Annotated in this window: 12 protein-coding genes; 9 read left to right on the forward strand and 3 right to left on the reverse strand. The window is 60.6% G+C overall.

The features are described from left to right. Positions 1–166: 166 nt before the first annotated feature. A complete protein-coding gene (pdxB, locus tag H0Z09_RS18950; RefSeq protein WP_186692410.1) occupies positions 167–1,309 on the forward strand; it encodes a 4-phosphoerythronate dehydrogenase PdxB in 1,143 nt (380 codons plus the stop codon). A gap of 55 nt (positions 1,310–1,364) precedes the next feature. On the opposite strand, the gene H0Z09_RS18955 is transcribed toward pdxB, so the two are convergent. Beyond that, complete coding sequence (locus H0Z09_RS18955) at positions 1,365–1,538, reverse strand: PA1571 family protein (RefSeq protein ID WP_186692412.1); 174 nt, start codon at positions 1,536–1,538, stop codon at positions 1,365–1,367. 244 nt (positions 1,539–1,782) lie between these two features. Here H0Z09_RS18955 and H0Z09_RS18960 point away from each other — a divergent pair, with 244 nt between their 5' ends. Further along, a complete protein-coding gene (locus H0Z09_RS18960; RefSeq protein WP_186692421.1) occupies positions 1,783–3,561 on the forward strand; it encodes an ABC transporter transmembrane domain-containing protein in 1,779 nt (592 codons plus the stop codon). Positions 3,562–3,778: 217 nt separating this feature from the next. Here the strand turns inward: H0Z09_RS18960 and H0Z09_RS18965 are convergent, their stop codons facing one another. Beyond that, positions 3,779–5,707: a transglycosylase SLT domain-containing protein gene (locus H0Z09_RS18965; RefSeq protein ID WP_186692431.1), complete on the reverse strand. Its 1,929-nt coding sequence runs from the start codon at positions 5,705–5,707 to the stop codon at positions 3,779–3,781. 213 nt (positions 5,708–5,920) lie between these two features. On the opposite strand from H0Z09_RS18965, the gene H0Z09_RS18970 reads away from it, so the two are divergent. Continuing rightward, complete coding sequence (locus H0Z09_RS18970) at positions 5,921–7,840, forward strand: ATP-binding cassette domain-containing protein (protein WP_076950280.1); 1,920 nt, start codon at positions 5,921–5,923, stop codon at positions 7,838–7,840. Positions 7,841–8,022: 182 nt separating this feature from the next. Here the strand turns inward: H0Z09_RS18970 and H0Z09_RS18975 are convergent, their stop codons facing one another. Then, positions 8,023–8,463, reverse strand: coding sequence for a universal stress protein (locus H0Z09_RS18975; protein ID WP_076950281.1), 441 nt, complete (start codon positions 8,461–8,463; stop codon positions 8,023–8,025). A gap of 105 nt (positions 8,464–8,568) precedes the next feature. On the opposite strand from H0Z09_RS18975, the gene H0Z09_RS18980 reads away from it, so the two are divergent. The 6 genes from H0Z09_RS18980 to H0Z09_RS19005 all read left to right on the forward strand — a co-directional run bounded on the left by H0Z09_RS18980 (position 8,569) and on the right by H0Z09_RS19005 (position 16,566). Then, on the forward strand, positions 8,569–9,006 hold the full coding sequence (locus H0Z09_RS18980; RefSeq protein WP_076950282.1) for a hypothetical protein: 438 nt from the start codon (positions 8,569–8,571) through the stop codon (positions 9,004–9,006). Between the two features lie 485 nt (positions 9,007–9,491). Next, positions 9,492–11,639: a fatty acid oxidation complex subunit alpha FadB gene (fadB, locus tag H0Z09_RS18985; RefSeq protein WP_186692442.1), complete on the forward strand. Its 2,148-nt coding sequence runs from the start codon at positions 9,492–9,494 to the stop codon at positions 11,637–11,639. Positions 11,640–11,668: 29 nt separating this feature from the next. Beyond that, positions 11,669–12,844: an acetyl-CoA C-acyltransferase FadA gene (fadA, locus tag H0Z09_RS18990; protein WP_076950284.1), complete on the forward strand. Its 1,176-nt coding sequence runs from the start codon at positions 11,669–11,671 to the stop codon at positions 12,842–12,844. Between the two features lie 98 nt (positions 12,845–12,942). Further along, positions 12,943–13,179, forward strand: a complete 237-nt coding sequence (locus H0Z09_RS18995; RefSeq protein WP_076950285.1) for a DUF1653 domain-containing protein — start codon at positions 12,943–12,945, stop codon at positions 13,177–13,179. A gap of 114 nt (positions 13,180–13,293) precedes the next feature. Then, a complete protein-coding gene (topA, locus tag H0Z09_RS19000) occupies positions 13,294–15,915 on the forward strand; it encodes a type I DNA topoisomerase (protein WP_186692444.1) in 2,622 nt (873 codons plus the stop codon). A 129-nt stretch (positions 15,916–16,044) separates the two neighbouring features. Beyond that, positions 16,045–16,566, forward strand: coding sequence for a DUF6586 family protein (locus H0Z09_RS19005; protein WP_186692446.1), 522 nt, complete (start codon positions 16,045–16,047; stop codon positions 16,564–16,566). The last annotated feature ends 8 nt before the right edge of the window (positions 16,567–16,574 follow it).

The following is a 16,574-nucleotide window of genomic DNA, read 5'->3' on the forward strand; positions in this document are numbered from 1 at the left end:
CGCGAATGCGGTGTGTCAGTCACAAGGTACTATCTGACCCACCGCATTCGCGAGCAAGCCCGCTCCCACAGTTAGATCTCCGTACATTCTGCGGGTATCCACTCGATCCACGCTGGAACCCAAATCGCATCCCTGTACACTGCGGTTCCGCCAAAAGGAGCCCGCCATGCTGATTGTTGCCGACGAAAATATTCCGCTGCTCGATGCATTCTTCCAGGGATTTGGCGAGATTCGCCGCGTACCCGGCCGCTCCATCGACCGCGCCACGGTCGAGCAGGCCGATGTGTTGCTGGTACGCTCCGTGACCAACGTCAACCGCGCTTTATTGGAGGGCTCCAAGGTGCGCTTCGTCGGCACCTGCACCATCGGTACCGATCACTTGGACCTGGACTACTTCAAGCAGGCCGGTATCCAATGGTCCAGCGCCCCCGGCTGCAATGCGCGCGGCGTGGTGGATTATGTGTTGGGCAGCCTGATGACCCTGGCCGAGATCGAAGGCGCCGACCTCAACCGGCGCACCTACGGCGTGGTCGGTGCCGGTGAAGTCGGCGGGCGGCTGGTCGAGGTGCTCAAGGGCCTGGGCTGGAAGGTATTGGTCTGCGACCCGCCCCGGCAAATCGCCGAAGACGGCGATTACGTCAGCCTGGCGCAAATCATCGAGCACTGCGATGTGATCAGCCTGCACACGCCGCTGACCAAGTCCGGCAACGGCTCCACCTGGCACCTGTTCGACCGTCAGCGCCTCAACCAGCTCAAGCCCGGCACCTGGCTGATCAACGCCAGCCGTGGCCCGGTGGTGGACAATGCCGCGCTGCGCGAAGTGCTGCTCGCGCGTGAAGACCTGCAAGCGGTGCTGGATGTGTGGGAAGGCGAGCCCGAAGTCGACGCCGACTTGGCCGACTTGTGTGTGCTGGCCACACCGCACATCGCCGGCTACAGCCTGGACGGCAAGCAGCGCGGCACCGCGCAGATCTACCAGGCGTTCTGCGCGCACCTGGGCCAGGAGCCGAGCATTCAGTTGAGCGACCTGCTGCCACCGCCCTGGCTGGCCGAGGTGCACCTGAACGCGTCGACCGACCCGGCCTGGGCGCTGGCGACCTTGTGCCGCAGCGTGTACGACCCGCGCCGCGATGATGCGGATTTTCGTCGTAGCCTTGTAGGAACCGTGAATGAACAGCGCAAGGCCTTCGACCTGCTGCGCAAGCACTATCCCGAGCGCCGTGAGATCGATGGGCTGAAGGTGCGTATTAATGGCGAGTCGGCCCGGTTGTCGAACATCGTGTCCGCACTGGGCGCGGAATCCGTTTAGACCGCCCATAAAAAACCCGGCCACCTGGGCCGGGTTTGAAAATAGCGTCAGCGCGTCAGCCTTGCTGTGCAGGCTTGACCAGGCGCTGCTCCAGTTCGCTGCACGCTTGCTGGATCATCTCTTCGGTAATCTGCACTTCGTGGCCTTGGGCGTCAATGTACGTGCAAGGCAACGCCTGCGGTTGGCGAATCACTTCAATCTTGGCGTCGCTGCTATTTTGCAAGGTCATGGCCTGTCTCCTCATCAGGTTGTGTACCTATTCTAATTCCCCCGCGTGACCAGGCTATTACAGCTCCCTGCGCGATCACCGGTTCGAACGCCCAGTGCACCAGAAACCGATATAAATTTCCAGCCAGGGGTTAGACCGAAAATCTCTAGCGTCTGGCCACGGTGAGCATAATTAACCTGACTCATTGTTATTCGCCCAAGTTCCCCCAATGTTGATGTACAGGTTCCTCATCGGTGATGCCCTCATGTTCTCAGCCCGTCAACGCCGCGCGATTCGCCTGGCCAGCCGTTTTGTTGCGCCGTACCGCTGGCAGGCGCTCGGTGCCCTGTTGGCGCTTATCGTCACGGCCGGTATTACCTTGTCCATGGGGCAGGGCATTCGCCTGCTGGTAGACCAGGGCTTCATGACCCAGTCACCGCATCTGCTCAACCAATCCATCGGCCTGTTCATGGTCCTGGTCCTGGGCTTGGCGGTGGGTACGTTTGCACGGTTTTACCTGGTGTCGTGGATCGGCGAGCGGGTCGTGGCGGATATCCGTCGCCAGGTGTTCAACCACCTGATCTACCTGCACCCCGGTTTTTATGAGAACAACCGCAGCTCGGAGATCCAGTCGCGGCTGACCACCGACACCACCCTGCTGCAATCGGTGATCGGCTCGTCGCTGTCACTGTTCTTGCGCAACGCCTTGATGGTCATCGGCGGCATCGTGTTGCTGTTTGTGACCAACCCCAAGCTCACCAGCATCGTGGTGGTGGCGCTGCCGTTGGTGCTGGCGCCAATCCTCATTTTTGGGCGGCGCGTGCGCAGCTTGTCGCGCCAGAGCCAGGACCGCATCGCCGACGTCGGCAGTTATGTGTCCGAGACCCTCGGCCAGATCAAGACCGTGCAGGCCTATAACCATCAGGTGCAGGACGAACAGCGCTTTGCCGTGACCGTGGAAGAGGCGTTCACCACCGCACGAAAACGCATTGCCCAGCGCGCCTGGCTGATTACCCTGGTGATCATGCTGGTGCTCGGCGCCGTGGGGGTGATGCTGTGGGTCGGCGGCATGGACGTCATCAGCGGGCGCATTTCCGGCGGCGAGCTGGCGGCGTTCGTGTTCTACAGCCTGATCGTCGGCAGTGCGGTCGGCACGCTCAGTGAAGTGCTCGGTGAATTGCAGCGCGCCGCCGGGGCCGCCGAGCGGATTGGCGAATTGTTGCAGTCGAACAACGAAATCCAGGCGCCCGCCACTGGAACCGTGCAATTGCCTGCGCGGGTCAGTGGTCACATGGCGCTGCAAGACCTGCGCTTTGCCTACCCCTCACGGCCGGACAGCTACGCCATCGACGGCTTGAGCCTGAGCATCAACCCCGGAGAAACCCTGGCGCTGGTGGGACCGTCCGGTGCTGGCAAGTCGACCCTGTTCGACCTGTTGCTGCGTTTCTACGACCCCCAGCAGGGCCGCATCCTGCTCGAAGGCCACCCGCTGACCGAACTCGACCCCATGGACCTGCGCCGCCACTTCGCCCTGGTGTCCCAGAGCCCGGCGCTGTTCTTTGGCAGCGTCGAAGATAACATTCGCTACGGCAACCCTGCCGCCACTACCGAGCAAGTCGAAGCCGCCGCGCGCATTGCCCATGCCCACGACTTCATCCTGCAAATGCCCGACGGCTACCAGACCCACCTTGGCGACGGCGGCATGGGCCTTTCCGGCGGCCAGCGCCAACGCCTGGCCATCGCCCGCGCCTTGCTGGTGGACGCCCCGATTCTGCTGCTCGACGAAGCCACCAGCGCGCTGGACGCCCAGAGTGAACACCTGATCCAGCAAGCGTTGCCGCAGTTGATGCAGGGGCGCACCACGCTGGTGATCGCCCATCGACTGGCGACGGTCAAGAACGCCGACCGGATTGCGGTGATGGACCAGGGTAAATTGGTGGCGGTGGGCACGCATCAGCAGTTGATTGCGAGCAATGCGCTGTATGCGCGGTTGGCGGCATTGCAGTTCAGCGAAGGAACAGAGGTTGCGAAAAGCGAAGGCTAGCACGGACCGAGCGCACAGCCGGCTTCCTGTGGCGAGCGGGCTTGCCCCGCGTTGGAGCGCGAAGCGCTCCCAAGTCAGTCCCCGCGGTGTAACTGTCAGATCGCGCTTGCAGGTTTGGGGCCGCTACGCAGCCCAACGCGGGGCAAGCCCGCTCGCCACAGGAAGCCCGCTTACCACAAAGGAATCGCCTCGCCATTGTCACTTGGCCAGTCAGTTATCACTGATCATCGAAATACCGCTCATGCCAATCCACCAACGGCTGCGGTGAATTGAGCTTCTGCCCGTAGATCACCGAATAAGACAGCACGTTCTGCACATACTGGCGTGTCTCATCGAACGGGATGCTTTCCACCCACACATCAAAACTCAGGTGATCCGCACCGCGCAGCCATTGGCGCACGCGCCCTGGGCCGGCGTTGTAGGCAGCGGAGGCGAGCACGCGGTTGCCGTTGAACTGGCTGTGCACCTGGCTCAGGTAGGCGGCGCCGAGCTGGATGTTCTTGTCCGGGTCCAGCACCTGGGCCGGGGAGGCCAGGGGAATGCTGAACTTGCGTGCGGTTTCCTTGGCGGTGCCGGGCATCAGTTGCATCAGGCCGCTGGCGCCGACGCCGGAGCGGGCGTCGTCCATGAACGCGCTTTCCTGGCGGGTAATGGCGAAGATCCAGCTGGAATGCAGGCCACGCACCTTGGCCTCGCGCACCAGGGTGTCGCGGTGGGCCATCGGGAAACGGATGTCCAGGTCGTCCCAGTACTGCGCCTGGCTGATGGTGCGGATAGCCGGGAAGTACCACTTCATGTCATAGGCCAGCTTGGCCTGGGCGACCATTTCGTCGCGGTTGAAGTGGCGGCTGACGTGGTACCACTCGCGACGCCCGTCGACGATCTGGCCACGCGCATAAAACTCAAGCGCACGCCGCACGCCGGGGGTGTTGCGGACCTTGTTGACCAGCGCCTGGCTCATCACCAGAGGCTTGTTGTTCAACTGGTAGGGAGATTTGGAGCGGTCAGCGGCGAGGAACCCGTAGAAATCCCGTTCCTTGGCCACGTTCTTGTACAGCGCCAGCGCTTGCGGATTCTTCGGCTCGGCCAGTTCCAGGCTGCGCGCCTGCCAGTAGCGCCAGCGGTTTGTGGTGGCCAGGTCCTGCGGCAACTTACGGGTCAACTGGTAGGCATCTTCCCAGCGGGCCAGGCGCAACAGCAGGCGCAGGCGCCATTCGGAGACGGTGTTGTCACGCAATTCCGGGTCGTATTGGGTCATCACCTCAAGGGCGCGCGGGTCGTAGCGCTTGGCCAGGGTCAGGCCGATTTCCCGGGCGATCGACACTTTTTCGTCACGGGAGAAGCGCATGCTGCTGGCGTAGCCGTCGAGCAGGGCCATGGCTTTGTCCGGGTCCTGGCGTGCCAGGCGGCGCAGGCCCAGGCCTACGGCGTCCGACATGGCTTCGGTGGCCGGCAGGAACCGCGATGGATCGCTGAGCATGTCCGGCTTTTGCGCGACATCCACCATCAAGCGGCCTTGGGCGCCGAGGGTGGGCAGGGTTTTGACCAGGCTGTTGGCCAGCGCATAGTTGCGCGCTTCGGCGGCGAGCTTGGCGCGGTCCCAGATCTTCTGTTCGGTGAGTTGGCCGTCCGCCGCCCATTGGCCGAATGTGACATCGCAGGCCGCCGGCTGGGACTTGCCGGTCATCCAGAGTTTTTCAGCGGTCTTGTAGCCTTCGGCTTTCTGGTTGTGGGTGAGCTGGTACTGGCCATGCAGGCAGTCCAGTTCGACGAAATTGAGCTTGGCGTCGTAGTACTTTTCAAAGGTCTGCCAGTCGCCGCGCTCGGCCAGCCAGCGCAACCAACGCAATTTCATCCAGTTGGCCTGGGGCAGGTCACCATTTTTGGCCAGGAACTGTTCGATTTCCTGGTTGCTCGCGGTTTTCAGGCGTGCCGTCAGTTCGTCGTAGGCCAGGTACGGCGTCAGCGGATAGTCGGCCAGGGCCTGGCTGTATTGCATGTACGGGCCGGTGTCGCCTGTGGCCAAGGCGCGTTTGGCTTCATCGTAATATTGACGTTGGGTGGTGAGGTCCACGGCCTGGGCGGATTGAACGGCGGTGGCGGAAAGAAGCAGACAAGATAAAAAGTTGAAAAGGCGACTGCGCATGAGACGTCCGTGCAGAGAAATCACGACTAGCACCGGCACCGCCGACACTGATTGCCCCTAGCTTAGCCTTTTGCCCGACGCCTGAGAAAGCTTTGCTGGCCGGTTCGTTCAAGTTCGTTGGAAATGTCCTACAGAACGTGTCGGCAGCGAAAATGCCAGCCGCATCCCACCCTCAACTCAGGTAGAATGCGCGCCCAGTTTTTGGAGAAGCGTATGACCCTGCTCAAATTCAGCGATGTGTCCCTTGCTTTCGGCGCTATGCCGTTGTTGGACAAGGTGTCCTGGCAGATCGCCCGTGGTGAGCGGGTGTGCATCATCGGCCGCAACGGCACCGGCAAATCCAGCATGATGAAGCTGGTCAAAGGCGACCAGAAGCCCGATGAGGGTTCTGTCTGGCGCGCGCCGGGCCTCAAGATTGGCGAATTGCCGCAGGAATTGCCGGTAGCCGACGAGCGGACAGTGTTCGACGTGGTTGCCGAAGGCCTCGATGGCGTGGGCGCCTTGCTCGCCGAGTACCATCACCTGGCGCAGAACTGCGTGACCGAAGCCGACCTGGACAAATTGATGCACGTCCAGCAAGACCTCGAAGCCCGTGACGGTTGGCGCTTGCAGCAATTGGTCGACAGCACCCTGAGCCGCCTGCAGCTGCCGGCCGACAAGACCCTCGCCCAGTTGTCCGGCGGCTGGCGTCGTCGCGTGCTGCTGGCCCAGGCCCTGGTGTCCGAGCCGGACCTGCTGCTGCTCGACGAGCCGACCAACCACCTGGATATCGGCGCGATTGCCTGGCTCGAAGAAGCCCTCAAGGACTTCCAGGGCGCCGTGCTGTTCATCACGCACGACCGTTCCTTCCTGCAAAACCTGGCCACCCGCATCCTCGAATTGGACCGTGGCGGCCTGATCGACTGGAACGGCGACTACGCCAGCTTCCTGGTGCACAAGGAAGCCGCACTCTCGGCAGAAGAAACCGCCAACGCCCTGTTCGACAAGAAACTGGCCCAGGAAGAAGTCTGGATCCGCCAGGGCATCAAGGCGCGCCGTACCCGCAACGAAGGCCGCGTGCGTGCGTTGAAAGCGCTGCGTGTCGAGCGCAGCGAACGCCGCGAGCGTACCGGCAAGGCCAATATCCAGCTCGATACCGCCGACAAGTCGGGCAAGCAAGTGATGGTGCTGGAAAACGTCAGCTTCCATCACCCGGAAGGCCCGTTCCTGATCAAGGACTTTTCCATGGTCCTGGCACGCGGCGACCGTATCGGCCTGCTGGGCGCCAACGGCACCGGCAAGACCACCTTGCTCAAGCTGATGCTTGGCGGTCTGCAGCCGACCAGCGGCAAGGTGGAAGAGGGCACGCGGATCGATGTGGCCTACTTCGACCAATTGCGTCACCAGTTGGACCTGGAAAAGACCGTGATCGACAACGTCGCCGAAGGCCGCGACTTTATCGATATCGACGGCCAGAGCCGCCACGTCCTCAGCTACCTGGGTGACTTCCTGTTCAGCCCGCAACGTGCACGTACACCGGTCAAAGCCTTGTCCGGTGGTGAGCGTGCACGCCTGCTGCTGGCCAAGCTGTTCAGCAAGCCGGCCAACCTGCTGGTGCTCGACGAACCGACCAACGACCTCGACGTGGAAACCCTCGAGCTGCTGGAAGAGGTGCTGCTGACCTTCAACGGCACCGTGCTGATGGTCAGTCACGACCGGGCATTCCTCGACAACGTGGTCACCAGCACCCTGGTCTTCGAAGGTGAAGGCAAGGTGCGTGAATACGTCGGTGGTTACCAGGACTGGCTGCGCCAGGGCGGCTCGCCGCGTCTGCTGGGCGTGACCGAGAGCAAGTCCGGCAAGGCCGACCTGACCTCGGCGGTTGTCGCGCCCGTGGCCGCTGCTGCTCCGGCACAGGAAGCCGCACCCTCCACCAAGAAAAAACTCAGCTACAAGCTGCAGCGTGAGCTGGAAGCCTTGCCGGGCGATATCGACGCCAAGGAACAGCAGATCGCCGCGGTGGAAGCGCAAATGGCTGACGCGGGTTTCTACCAGCGTCCGGCGGCGGAGACTGCCGAGGTTATTGCTTCGCTTGAGAAACTGAACCAGGAGCTGGAAGTGCTGGTTGAGCGCTGGGCCGAGCTGGATGGCTGAGTGATCGGCACGCAATAAAAAACCCGGTGTTCATCTGATGAGCACCGGGTTTTTCATATGGAATACAGTTAAAAATGTAGGAGCTGGCTTGCCTGCGATAGCGGTGTATCAGCCACCAGATGCATCAACTGACAGACTGCTATTGCAGGCAAGCCAGCTCCCACATTTGATCTTCAGTGTTCTTAAGGTGCCTTCACCAGCTTCACGGCCAGCACATCACACGGCGCGCCATGCAGCACATCATTGGCGGTGGAACCCAGCAACAACGCCAGGCCGTGACGGCCATGGCTGCCGACCACGATCAGGTCGCAGTTGTGTTCCTTGGCCAGATGATGGATTTCCTGACGCGGTTGGCCGTAGGTGAGGTGGCACGCTTCTTTGTTCAATTTGGGATATTTGAGGATCAGGCGCTCAAGACGCTCCTTGGCCTGGTCAAATTGCTGTTGCTGCAACTGGGAAAGATCCATGGGCACGTCGCCGCCGAAGGCCATGGCCATTGGCTCAACGATATGCACCAGTGACAGTTTCGCGCCATTGGCGATGGACGATTCCTGCGCGCGTTTGATCACTGGATCGCACTCTTCGGTCAGGTCGACGGCGACCAGAATATGTTCGTAGGGCATGGGGCGTTCCTCCAGGGGACTGCAATAAATTCAGTATGGCTGCTTTCAAGCGGATGGGGTTGCCCCAAGTCAAATCCGCTCATCGGGAAAATCGGGAGTACACATATGACGGTCTGGATAGTGGTGTCAATCCTTCTGGTGGTTCTGAGCCCTCTGGTGTGGCTGCGCCCTTCGCGCCATCAGAGCGGGCGCATGGCCCTGCGCATGGAGGCGCGACGCATCGGCCTGGCCATGCAACTGTCGCCGCAGGCGTGGCCGCACTGGCTCAAGCACCAGCCGCCGAGCCCCTGCGCGCAGTACTGCCGGCCACGGCGCAGCAGCACGCCGACGGTCTGGAGCTACTGGCAGCTGGAGCCGGGGGTGTGGGTGAATCAATGGCGCGAAGTCTGCGTTGATGAAAAGTTGTTGCCGTATTTTGCGAAGCTGCCGGGCAACGTCTACAAGATCGAGGCCGACAAGCAAATGATTGCGCTGTACTGGGGCGAGAAGGGCGAGGCGAGCGTCCTGCAGGAGATCGATGCACTTCTCAAGGCCCTGGCCTGACAAACCGGCAGGCAATAAAAAGCCCGATATCATCATCGGGCTGGAGTTGGCCAGGCAGGCCGGTAATTCGGTGTTGCCCGCGTTGGATGTTCATCCCGTCGCGTTACGCTTGTCGCTAGCCTAGCGGCCTATGCGGTTCTGTACAGCCCTTTCCCAGATTTTTTGTCTTATTGATTCTATGAATAATCAAATATTGACGTGTAGCGCCTTCAGGGCTGGGGTTCTTAAATGACTGGAAAGTCGCGTTTTTCCTAGCCTTTGGAGCGATTGACAATTGCCCGGAATTGGATGAAGGTGGCGTACCCGAATCAAACGGGCGTATGAATTGAGCGTTTGTCTGTCAGACGACTCATACAGAATCCCGACTATCGCATTGGCGGGTGTGCCTGGCGCAATGGGGTGAGCATTGACGAATTCATCAATGTCCAACCAGAGGCCAGCGTCCAGTGTGTACTGTTCAGCTTCCATATCGTGGAGATCAGTTGATGATTTACGAAGGTAAAGCCATCACGGTTAAGGCTCTTGAAAGTGGCATCGTCGAGCTCAAGTTCGACCTCAAGGGTGAGTCCGTCAACAAGTTCAACCGTCTAACCCTGAATGAATTGCGTCAGGCCGTAGACACCATCAAAGCAGATGCATCGATTAAAGGCGTGATCGTCTCCAGCGGCAAGGACGTGTTTATCGTCGGCGCGGACATCACCGAATTCGTCGACAACTTCAAGCTGCCCGATGCCGAGCTGGTGGCTGGCAACCTCGAAGCCAACAAGATTTTCAGCGATTTCGAAGACCTCAACCTACCGACCGTCGCCGCAATCAATGGCATCGCGTTGGGCGGCGGCCTGGAAATGTGCCTGGCGGCGGACTTTCGCGTCATGTCGGCCACGGCCAAGATCGGCCTGCCTGAAGTCAAGCTGGGCATCTACCCGGGTTTCGGCGGCACCGTGCGCTTGCCGCGCCTGATCGGTGCCGACAACGCCATCGAATGGATTGCCGCCGGCAAGGAAAACCGTGCTGAAGACGCGCTGAAAGTCGGCGCCGTCGATGCCGTGGTTGCCCCGGACAAACTGGCCGAAGCGGCACTGAACCTGATCAAGGGCGCCATCAGCGGCGAATTTGACTACAAGGCCAAGCGCCAGCCGAAGCTGGAAAAACTCAAGCTCAACGCCATCGAACAAATGATGTCGTTCGAAACCGCCAAGGGTTTCGTGGCAGGCCAGGCCGGCCCGAACTACCCGGCGCCGGTCGAGGCGATCAAGACCATCCAGAAAGCCGCGAACTTCGGTCGCGACAAAGCCCTGGAAGTGGAAGCGGCAGGCTTCGTCAAACTGGCGAAAACCTCGGCTGCCCAAAGCCTTATCGGCTTGTTCCTGAATGATCAGGAACTGAAGAAAAAGGCCAAGGCCTACGACGAAATCGCCCGTGACGTGAAACAGGCGGCCGTACTCGGCGCCGGTATCATGGGCGGCGGCATCGCCTATCAGTCGGCGTCCAAAGGCACGCCGATCCTGATGAAGGACATCAACGAACACGGTATCGAGCAGGGCCTGGCGGAAGCCGCCAAGCTGCTGGTGGGTCGCGTTGATAAAGGTCGCATGACCCCGGCGAAAATGGCTGAAGTGCTCAACGGCATTCGTCCTACGCTGTCCTACGGCGATTTCGGCCACGTCGACCTGGTGGTCGAAGCGGTTGTCGAGAACCCGAAGGTCAAGCAAGCCGTACTGGCCGAAGTCGAAGCCCAGGTCAAGGACGACACCATCCTGGCGTCCAACACCTCGACCATTTCCATCTCGCTGCTGGCCAAGGCCCTCAAGCGTCCGGAAAACTTCGTCGGCATGCACTTCTTCAACCCGGTGCACATGATGCCGCTGGTGGAAGTGATCCGTGGCGAGAAGTCCAGCGAGGAGGCGATTGCCACCACCGTTGCTTACGCCAAGAAAATGGGCAAGAACCCGATCGTGGTCAACGATTGCCCGGGCTTTTTGGTCAACCGCGTGCTGTTTCCGTACTTCGGAGGTTTCGCCAAGCTGGTCAGCGCCGGTGTGGACTTCGTGCGCATCGACAAAGTCATGGAAAAATTCGGCTGGCCAATGGGCCCGGCGTACCTGATGGATGTGGTGGGTATCGACACCGGCCACCACGGTCGCGACGTGATGGCTGAAGGCTTCCCGGACCGCATGAAAGACGACCGCCGCTCGGCGATCGACGCGCTGTACGAGGCCAAGCGCCTCGGTCAGAAGAACGGCAAGGGTTTCTACGCCTACGAGGCCGACAAGAAGGGCAAGCAGAAGAAGGTCGCCGACCCGTCGGTGCACGAAGTGCTGGCCCCGGTCATCTACGAACAGCGTGAGGTGTCGGACGAAGACATCATCAACTGGATGATGATCGCCCTGTGCCTGGAAACCGTGCGTTGCCTGGAAGACGGCATCGTCGAGACCGCCGCCGAAGCCGACATGGGCCTGGTGTACGGTATTGGTTTTCCTCCATTCCGTGGCGGTGCGCTGCGTTACATCGATTCGATCGGTGTGGCCGAGTTCGTTGCCCTGGCTGACAAATACGCTGATTTGGGCCCGCTGTACCACCCGACCGCGAAGCTGCGTGAGATGGCCAAGAACGGCCAGAGCTTCTTCGGTTAAGTGCCCAGACGACTAGAGCGAGAATATTTATGAGCTTGAATCCAAGAGACGTCGTGATTGTCGACTTCGGTCGCACGCCGATGGGCCGCTCCAAGGGCGGCATGCACCGCAACACCCGCGCCGAAGACATGTCGGCGCACCTGATCAGCAAACTGCTGGAACGCAACGTCAAGGTTGACCCGAACGAAGTCGAGGACGTGATCTGGGGCTGCGTCAACCAGACCCTGGAGCAGGGCTGGAACATTGCGCGCATGGCGTCGCTGATGACCCAGATCCCGCACACCGCGGCCGGCCAGACCGTGAGCCGCCTGTGCGGTTCGTCGATGAGCGCGCTGCACACTGCCGCGCAAGCGATCATGACCGGCAACGGCGATGTGTTCGTGGTCGGCGGCGTGGAGCATATGGGCCACGTGAGCATGATGCACGGCGTCGACCCCAACCCGCACATGTCGCTGTACGCGGCCAAAGCCTCGGGCATGATGGGCCTCACCGCTGAAATGCTCGGCAAGATGCACGGCATTACCCGCGAAGCCCAGGACGCGTTCGGCCTGCGCTCCCACCAGCTCGCCCACAAGGCGACCGTGGAAGGCAAGTTCAAGGATGAAATCATCCCGATGAACGGTTACGACGAGAACGGTTTCCTGAAACTGTTCGACTACGACGAAACCATTCGTCCGGACACCACCCTGGAAAGCCTGGCGGCATTGAAGCCTGCGTTCAATCCAAAGGGCGGCACCGTGACAGCTGGTACTTCGTCGCAAATCACCGACGGTGCATCGTGCATGATCGTGATGTCGGCGCAGCGTGCCCAGGACCTGGGCATCCAGCCTCTGGCCGTGATCCGTTCGATGGCCGTAGCGGGTGTGGACCCGGCGATCATGGGCTATGGTCCAGTACCGGCCACCCAAAAAGCCTTGAAGCGCGCGGGCCTGACTATCGCCGATATCGACTTCTTCGAGCTCAACGAAGCTTTCGCCGCACAGGCCCTGCCGGTGCTGAAAGATTTGAAAGTACTCGACAAGATGAACGAGAAGGTTAACCTGCACGGCGGTGCGATTGCCCTGGGCCACCCATTCGGTTGCTCCGGTGCGCGTATCTCCGGTACTTTGCTCAACGTGATGAAGCAAAATGGCGGCAACCTCGGGGTAGCTACCATGTGCATTGGTCTCGGCCAAGGCATTTCGACAGTCTTCGAACGCGTTTAAGCGTTGGGTTGACGGAAGCCGGGGCCCAGTGCCCCGGTTTTTGTTTTTTGGGAATTTTTAATATTTTTTTTCAACACATTTTGTAAGAGGGCCAGAGCATGAAAGTCGAACCAGGGCTCTATCAGCATTACAAAGGTCCGCAGTACCGTGTTTTCAACGTGGCGCGGCATTCCGAAACCGAAGAAGAAGTGGTGTTTTACCAAGCGCTGTATGGCGATTACGGCTTTTGGGTGCGCCCTTTGAGCATGTTCCTGGAGACCGTCGAAGTTGACGGCGAGCAGGTCCCGCGCTTTGCTTTGGTCCAGCTTGAACCCAGTCTTTTTTCAGGGCAATAACGGCCAGTCGCGCAGAATGCTGCGCTTGACCTCACCTTGTTGCCACTATATATAGCGTTGCCGCGACAGGCGCCAACTGCCTTTCACTTCTCGAATTCAGGAATTTTCCGATCCATGGGCAAATCGCTGGTCATTGTGGAATCCCCGGCTAAGGCCAAGACCATCAACAAGTACTTGGGCAACGAGTACGTGGTGAAGTCGAGTATCGGCCATATCCGAGACCTGCCCACCAGCGGTTCGGCTAGCGCCAGCAAGGAGCCTGCCGCCAAGCGCGGCAAGGCCGCCGCGGGCGAAGGTCCGGTACTCACCCCTAAAGAGAAAGCGCGCAAGCAGCTGGTCTCGCGCATGGGTGTGGACCCGGATCATGGCTGGAAGGCCAAGTACGAAATCCTTCCAGGCAAGGAAAAGGTCATCGAGGAGCTGCGCCGGCTCGCCAAGGATGCTGACACCATCTATCTCGCAACCGACTTGGACCGCGAGGGGGAAGCCATTGCCTGGCACCTGCGCGAAGCCATCGGCGGTGACGACAGCCGCTACAAGCGCGTGGTGTTCAACGAAATCACCAAGAAAGCCATCCAGGAAGCCTTCTCCAAGCCGGGCGAGCTGGACATCGACCGCGTCAACGCCCAGCAGGCCCGTCGTTTCCTTGACCGCGTCGTGGGCTACATGGTCTCGCCGCTGCTGTGGGCCAAGATCGCCCGTGGCTTGTCCGCCGGCCGCGTGCAATCGGTCGCGGTGAAGCTGGTGGTGGAGCGTGAGCGCGAAATCCGCGCGTTCAACCCTGAAGAGTATTGGGAAGTCCACGCCGACCTGGGCACCGCCAAGGGCGCCAACGTGCGCTTCGAAGTGGCTCGCGAGAAGGGCGAAGCCTTCAAGCCGCTGAACGAAGCCCAGGCCATGGCCGCGCTGGAAAAGCTCAAGGCTTCCAGCTACAGCATCGTCAAGCGTGAAGACAAGCCGACCAGCAGCAAGCCGTCGGCACCGTTCATCACCTCCACCCTGCAACAGGCCGCGAGTAACCGCCTGGGCTTTGGCGTGAAGAAAACCATGATGATGGCCCAGCGTCTTTACGAGGCCGGCTACATCACCTACATGCGTACCGACTCCACCAACCTGTCGCAAGACGCGGTGGCGATGGCGCGTACTTATATTGAAAGCGAGTTCGGCAAGAAATACCTGCCGGAGAAGCCGAACGTCTACAGCAGCAAGGAAGGCGCGCAGGAGGCTCACGAAGCGATTCGTCCTTCCGACGCCAACACCGAGCCAAGCAAGCTCAGCGGCATGGAGCGCGACGCCGAGCGCCTCTACGAGCTGATCTGGCGCCAGTTCCTGGCGTGCCAGATGCTGCCGGCGCAATACCTGTCGACTACCGTCAGCGTTGCTGCATCCGACTTCGAGCTGCGTGCCAAGGGCCGTATCCTCAAGTTCGACGGCTACACCCGCGTCATGCCGCAGATCGCCAAGCCAGGCGATGACGATGTGCTGCCGGACATGGCCCAGGGCGATACGCTCAAGCTGATCAAGCTCGACCCGTCCCAGCACTTCACCAAGCCGCCGGCGCGTTACTCGGAAGCCAGCCTGGTAAAAGAGATGGAGAAACGCGGCATCGGTCGTCCTTCGACCTACGCGGCGATCATCTCGACAATCCAGGATCGCGGCTACGTGGCGCTGCACAACCGTCGTTTCTACTCGGAAAAGATGGGCGACATCGTTACCGAGCGTCTCTCCGAGAGCTTCTCCAACCTGATGGACTACGGCTTCACCGCCGGCATGGAAGAGAACCTCGATGACGTCGCCCAAGGCGAGCGCGACTGGAAAAGCGTGCTGGACGAGTTCTACGGCGACTTCAAGAAAAAGCTCGAAGTGGCAGAAAGCCCTGAAACCGGCATGCGCGCCAACCAGCCGGTGATGACCGACATTCCGTGCCTGACGTGCGGCCGGCCGATGCAGATCCGTACCGCGTCCACCGGCGTGTTCCTGGGGTGCTCGGGCTACAGCCTGCCGCCGAAAGAGCGCTGCAAGGCCACGGTCAACCTGGTGCCGGGTGATGAAATTGCCGCGGACGACGAAGGCGAATCCGAATCGCTGGTACTGCGTGGCAAGCACCGTTGCCCGATCTGCAGCACGGCGATGGACGCCTACCTGCTGGACGAGAAGCACAAGCTGCACATCTGCGGTAACAACCCCGATTGCAATGGCTACGAGATCGAAGAGGGCACCTACCGCATCAAGGGCTACGAAGGCCCAAGCCTGGAATGCGACAAGTGCGGCAGCGAGATGCAGCTCAAGACCGGCCGTTTCGGCAAGTTCTTTGGCTGCACCAACCCCACGTGCAAGAACACCCGCAAGCTGCTCAAAAGCGGTGACGCGGCGCCGCCGAAGATGGACCCGGTGAAGATGCCCGAACTCAAGTGCGAGAAGGTCAACGACACCTACATCCTGCGTGACGGCGCTTCTGGGCTGTTCCTGGCCGCCAGCCAGTTCCCGAAAAACCGCGAGACCCGTGCGCCGTTGGTGCTGGAGATCGTGCCGCACAAGGACGAGATCGATCCCAAGTACCACTTCCTGTGCGAAGCGCCGAAGAAGGACCCGGATGGTCGCCCGGCCGTGATCCGCTACAGCCGCAAAACCAAGGAGCAATACGTGCAGACTGAAGTGGACGGCAAGCCTACCGGCTGGAAAGCCTTCTACGATGGCGGCAAGTGGAAGGTCGAGGACAAGCGCCAGGGCGCTTGATCGACCCATAAGCTGCGAAAACAAAGGCCGCCTGTAACAGGCGGCTTTTTTTTACGCTTGCAGTGCGCTCGGCTGATCCGTGACACTGTTCAGCCAGCATCACGCCTCATTCGTTGTGGAGACAGCCTTATGGCCAACGAACTCTATACCCGTACCAATCAGAAAATTTACTTTGCGGGTTTATCCCTGGAAGCCCTTGGCCGCGCCGAGGAAGGGAAAGAGATGAATGCCATCGCGCTGGTCCAGGCCGGGCGCGAAGCGGCGTTGTTCCACCTGTATGGCGCCTTGCTGGGCCTGTGCCATGAAATCGCCGGGTTCTATCGCTTGCCTCAAGCCGGCTCGCCTCGTGCAGAGATGATCATGAACCGCGAAGTGCTCGAATCCATGGCGATTCCTGAATTGGCCGAGCTGGTTGAAATGGCGCAAAGCCCCGACAGTTGGATTGCGCGCTTGCTCAAGGCGCATGCCGATATGTTCCAGCCGCCGCGGGTTCCTCATGTGCCCAAGGGTGATGTGACCCAGCCGTTGATCGTGGCGGTTGCGATGCAAGAAGATGAGCCCAGGCCGTTAAGCCGCGAAGAGCTGGAAGGCTGGCGCCAGGCGTTGAAAAAGATGGCACTGCGCTTTCGTGAAGGCTTGAACGAGTGCTGACGCCTGTT

The organism is Pseudomonas sp. SWRI18, assembly GCF_014268345.1.
In the GTDB taxonomy this organism is placed as follows: domain Bacteria; phylum Pseudomonadota; class Gammaproteobacteria; order Pseudomonadales; family Pseudomonadaceae; genus Aquipseudomonas; species Aquipseudomonas cedrina.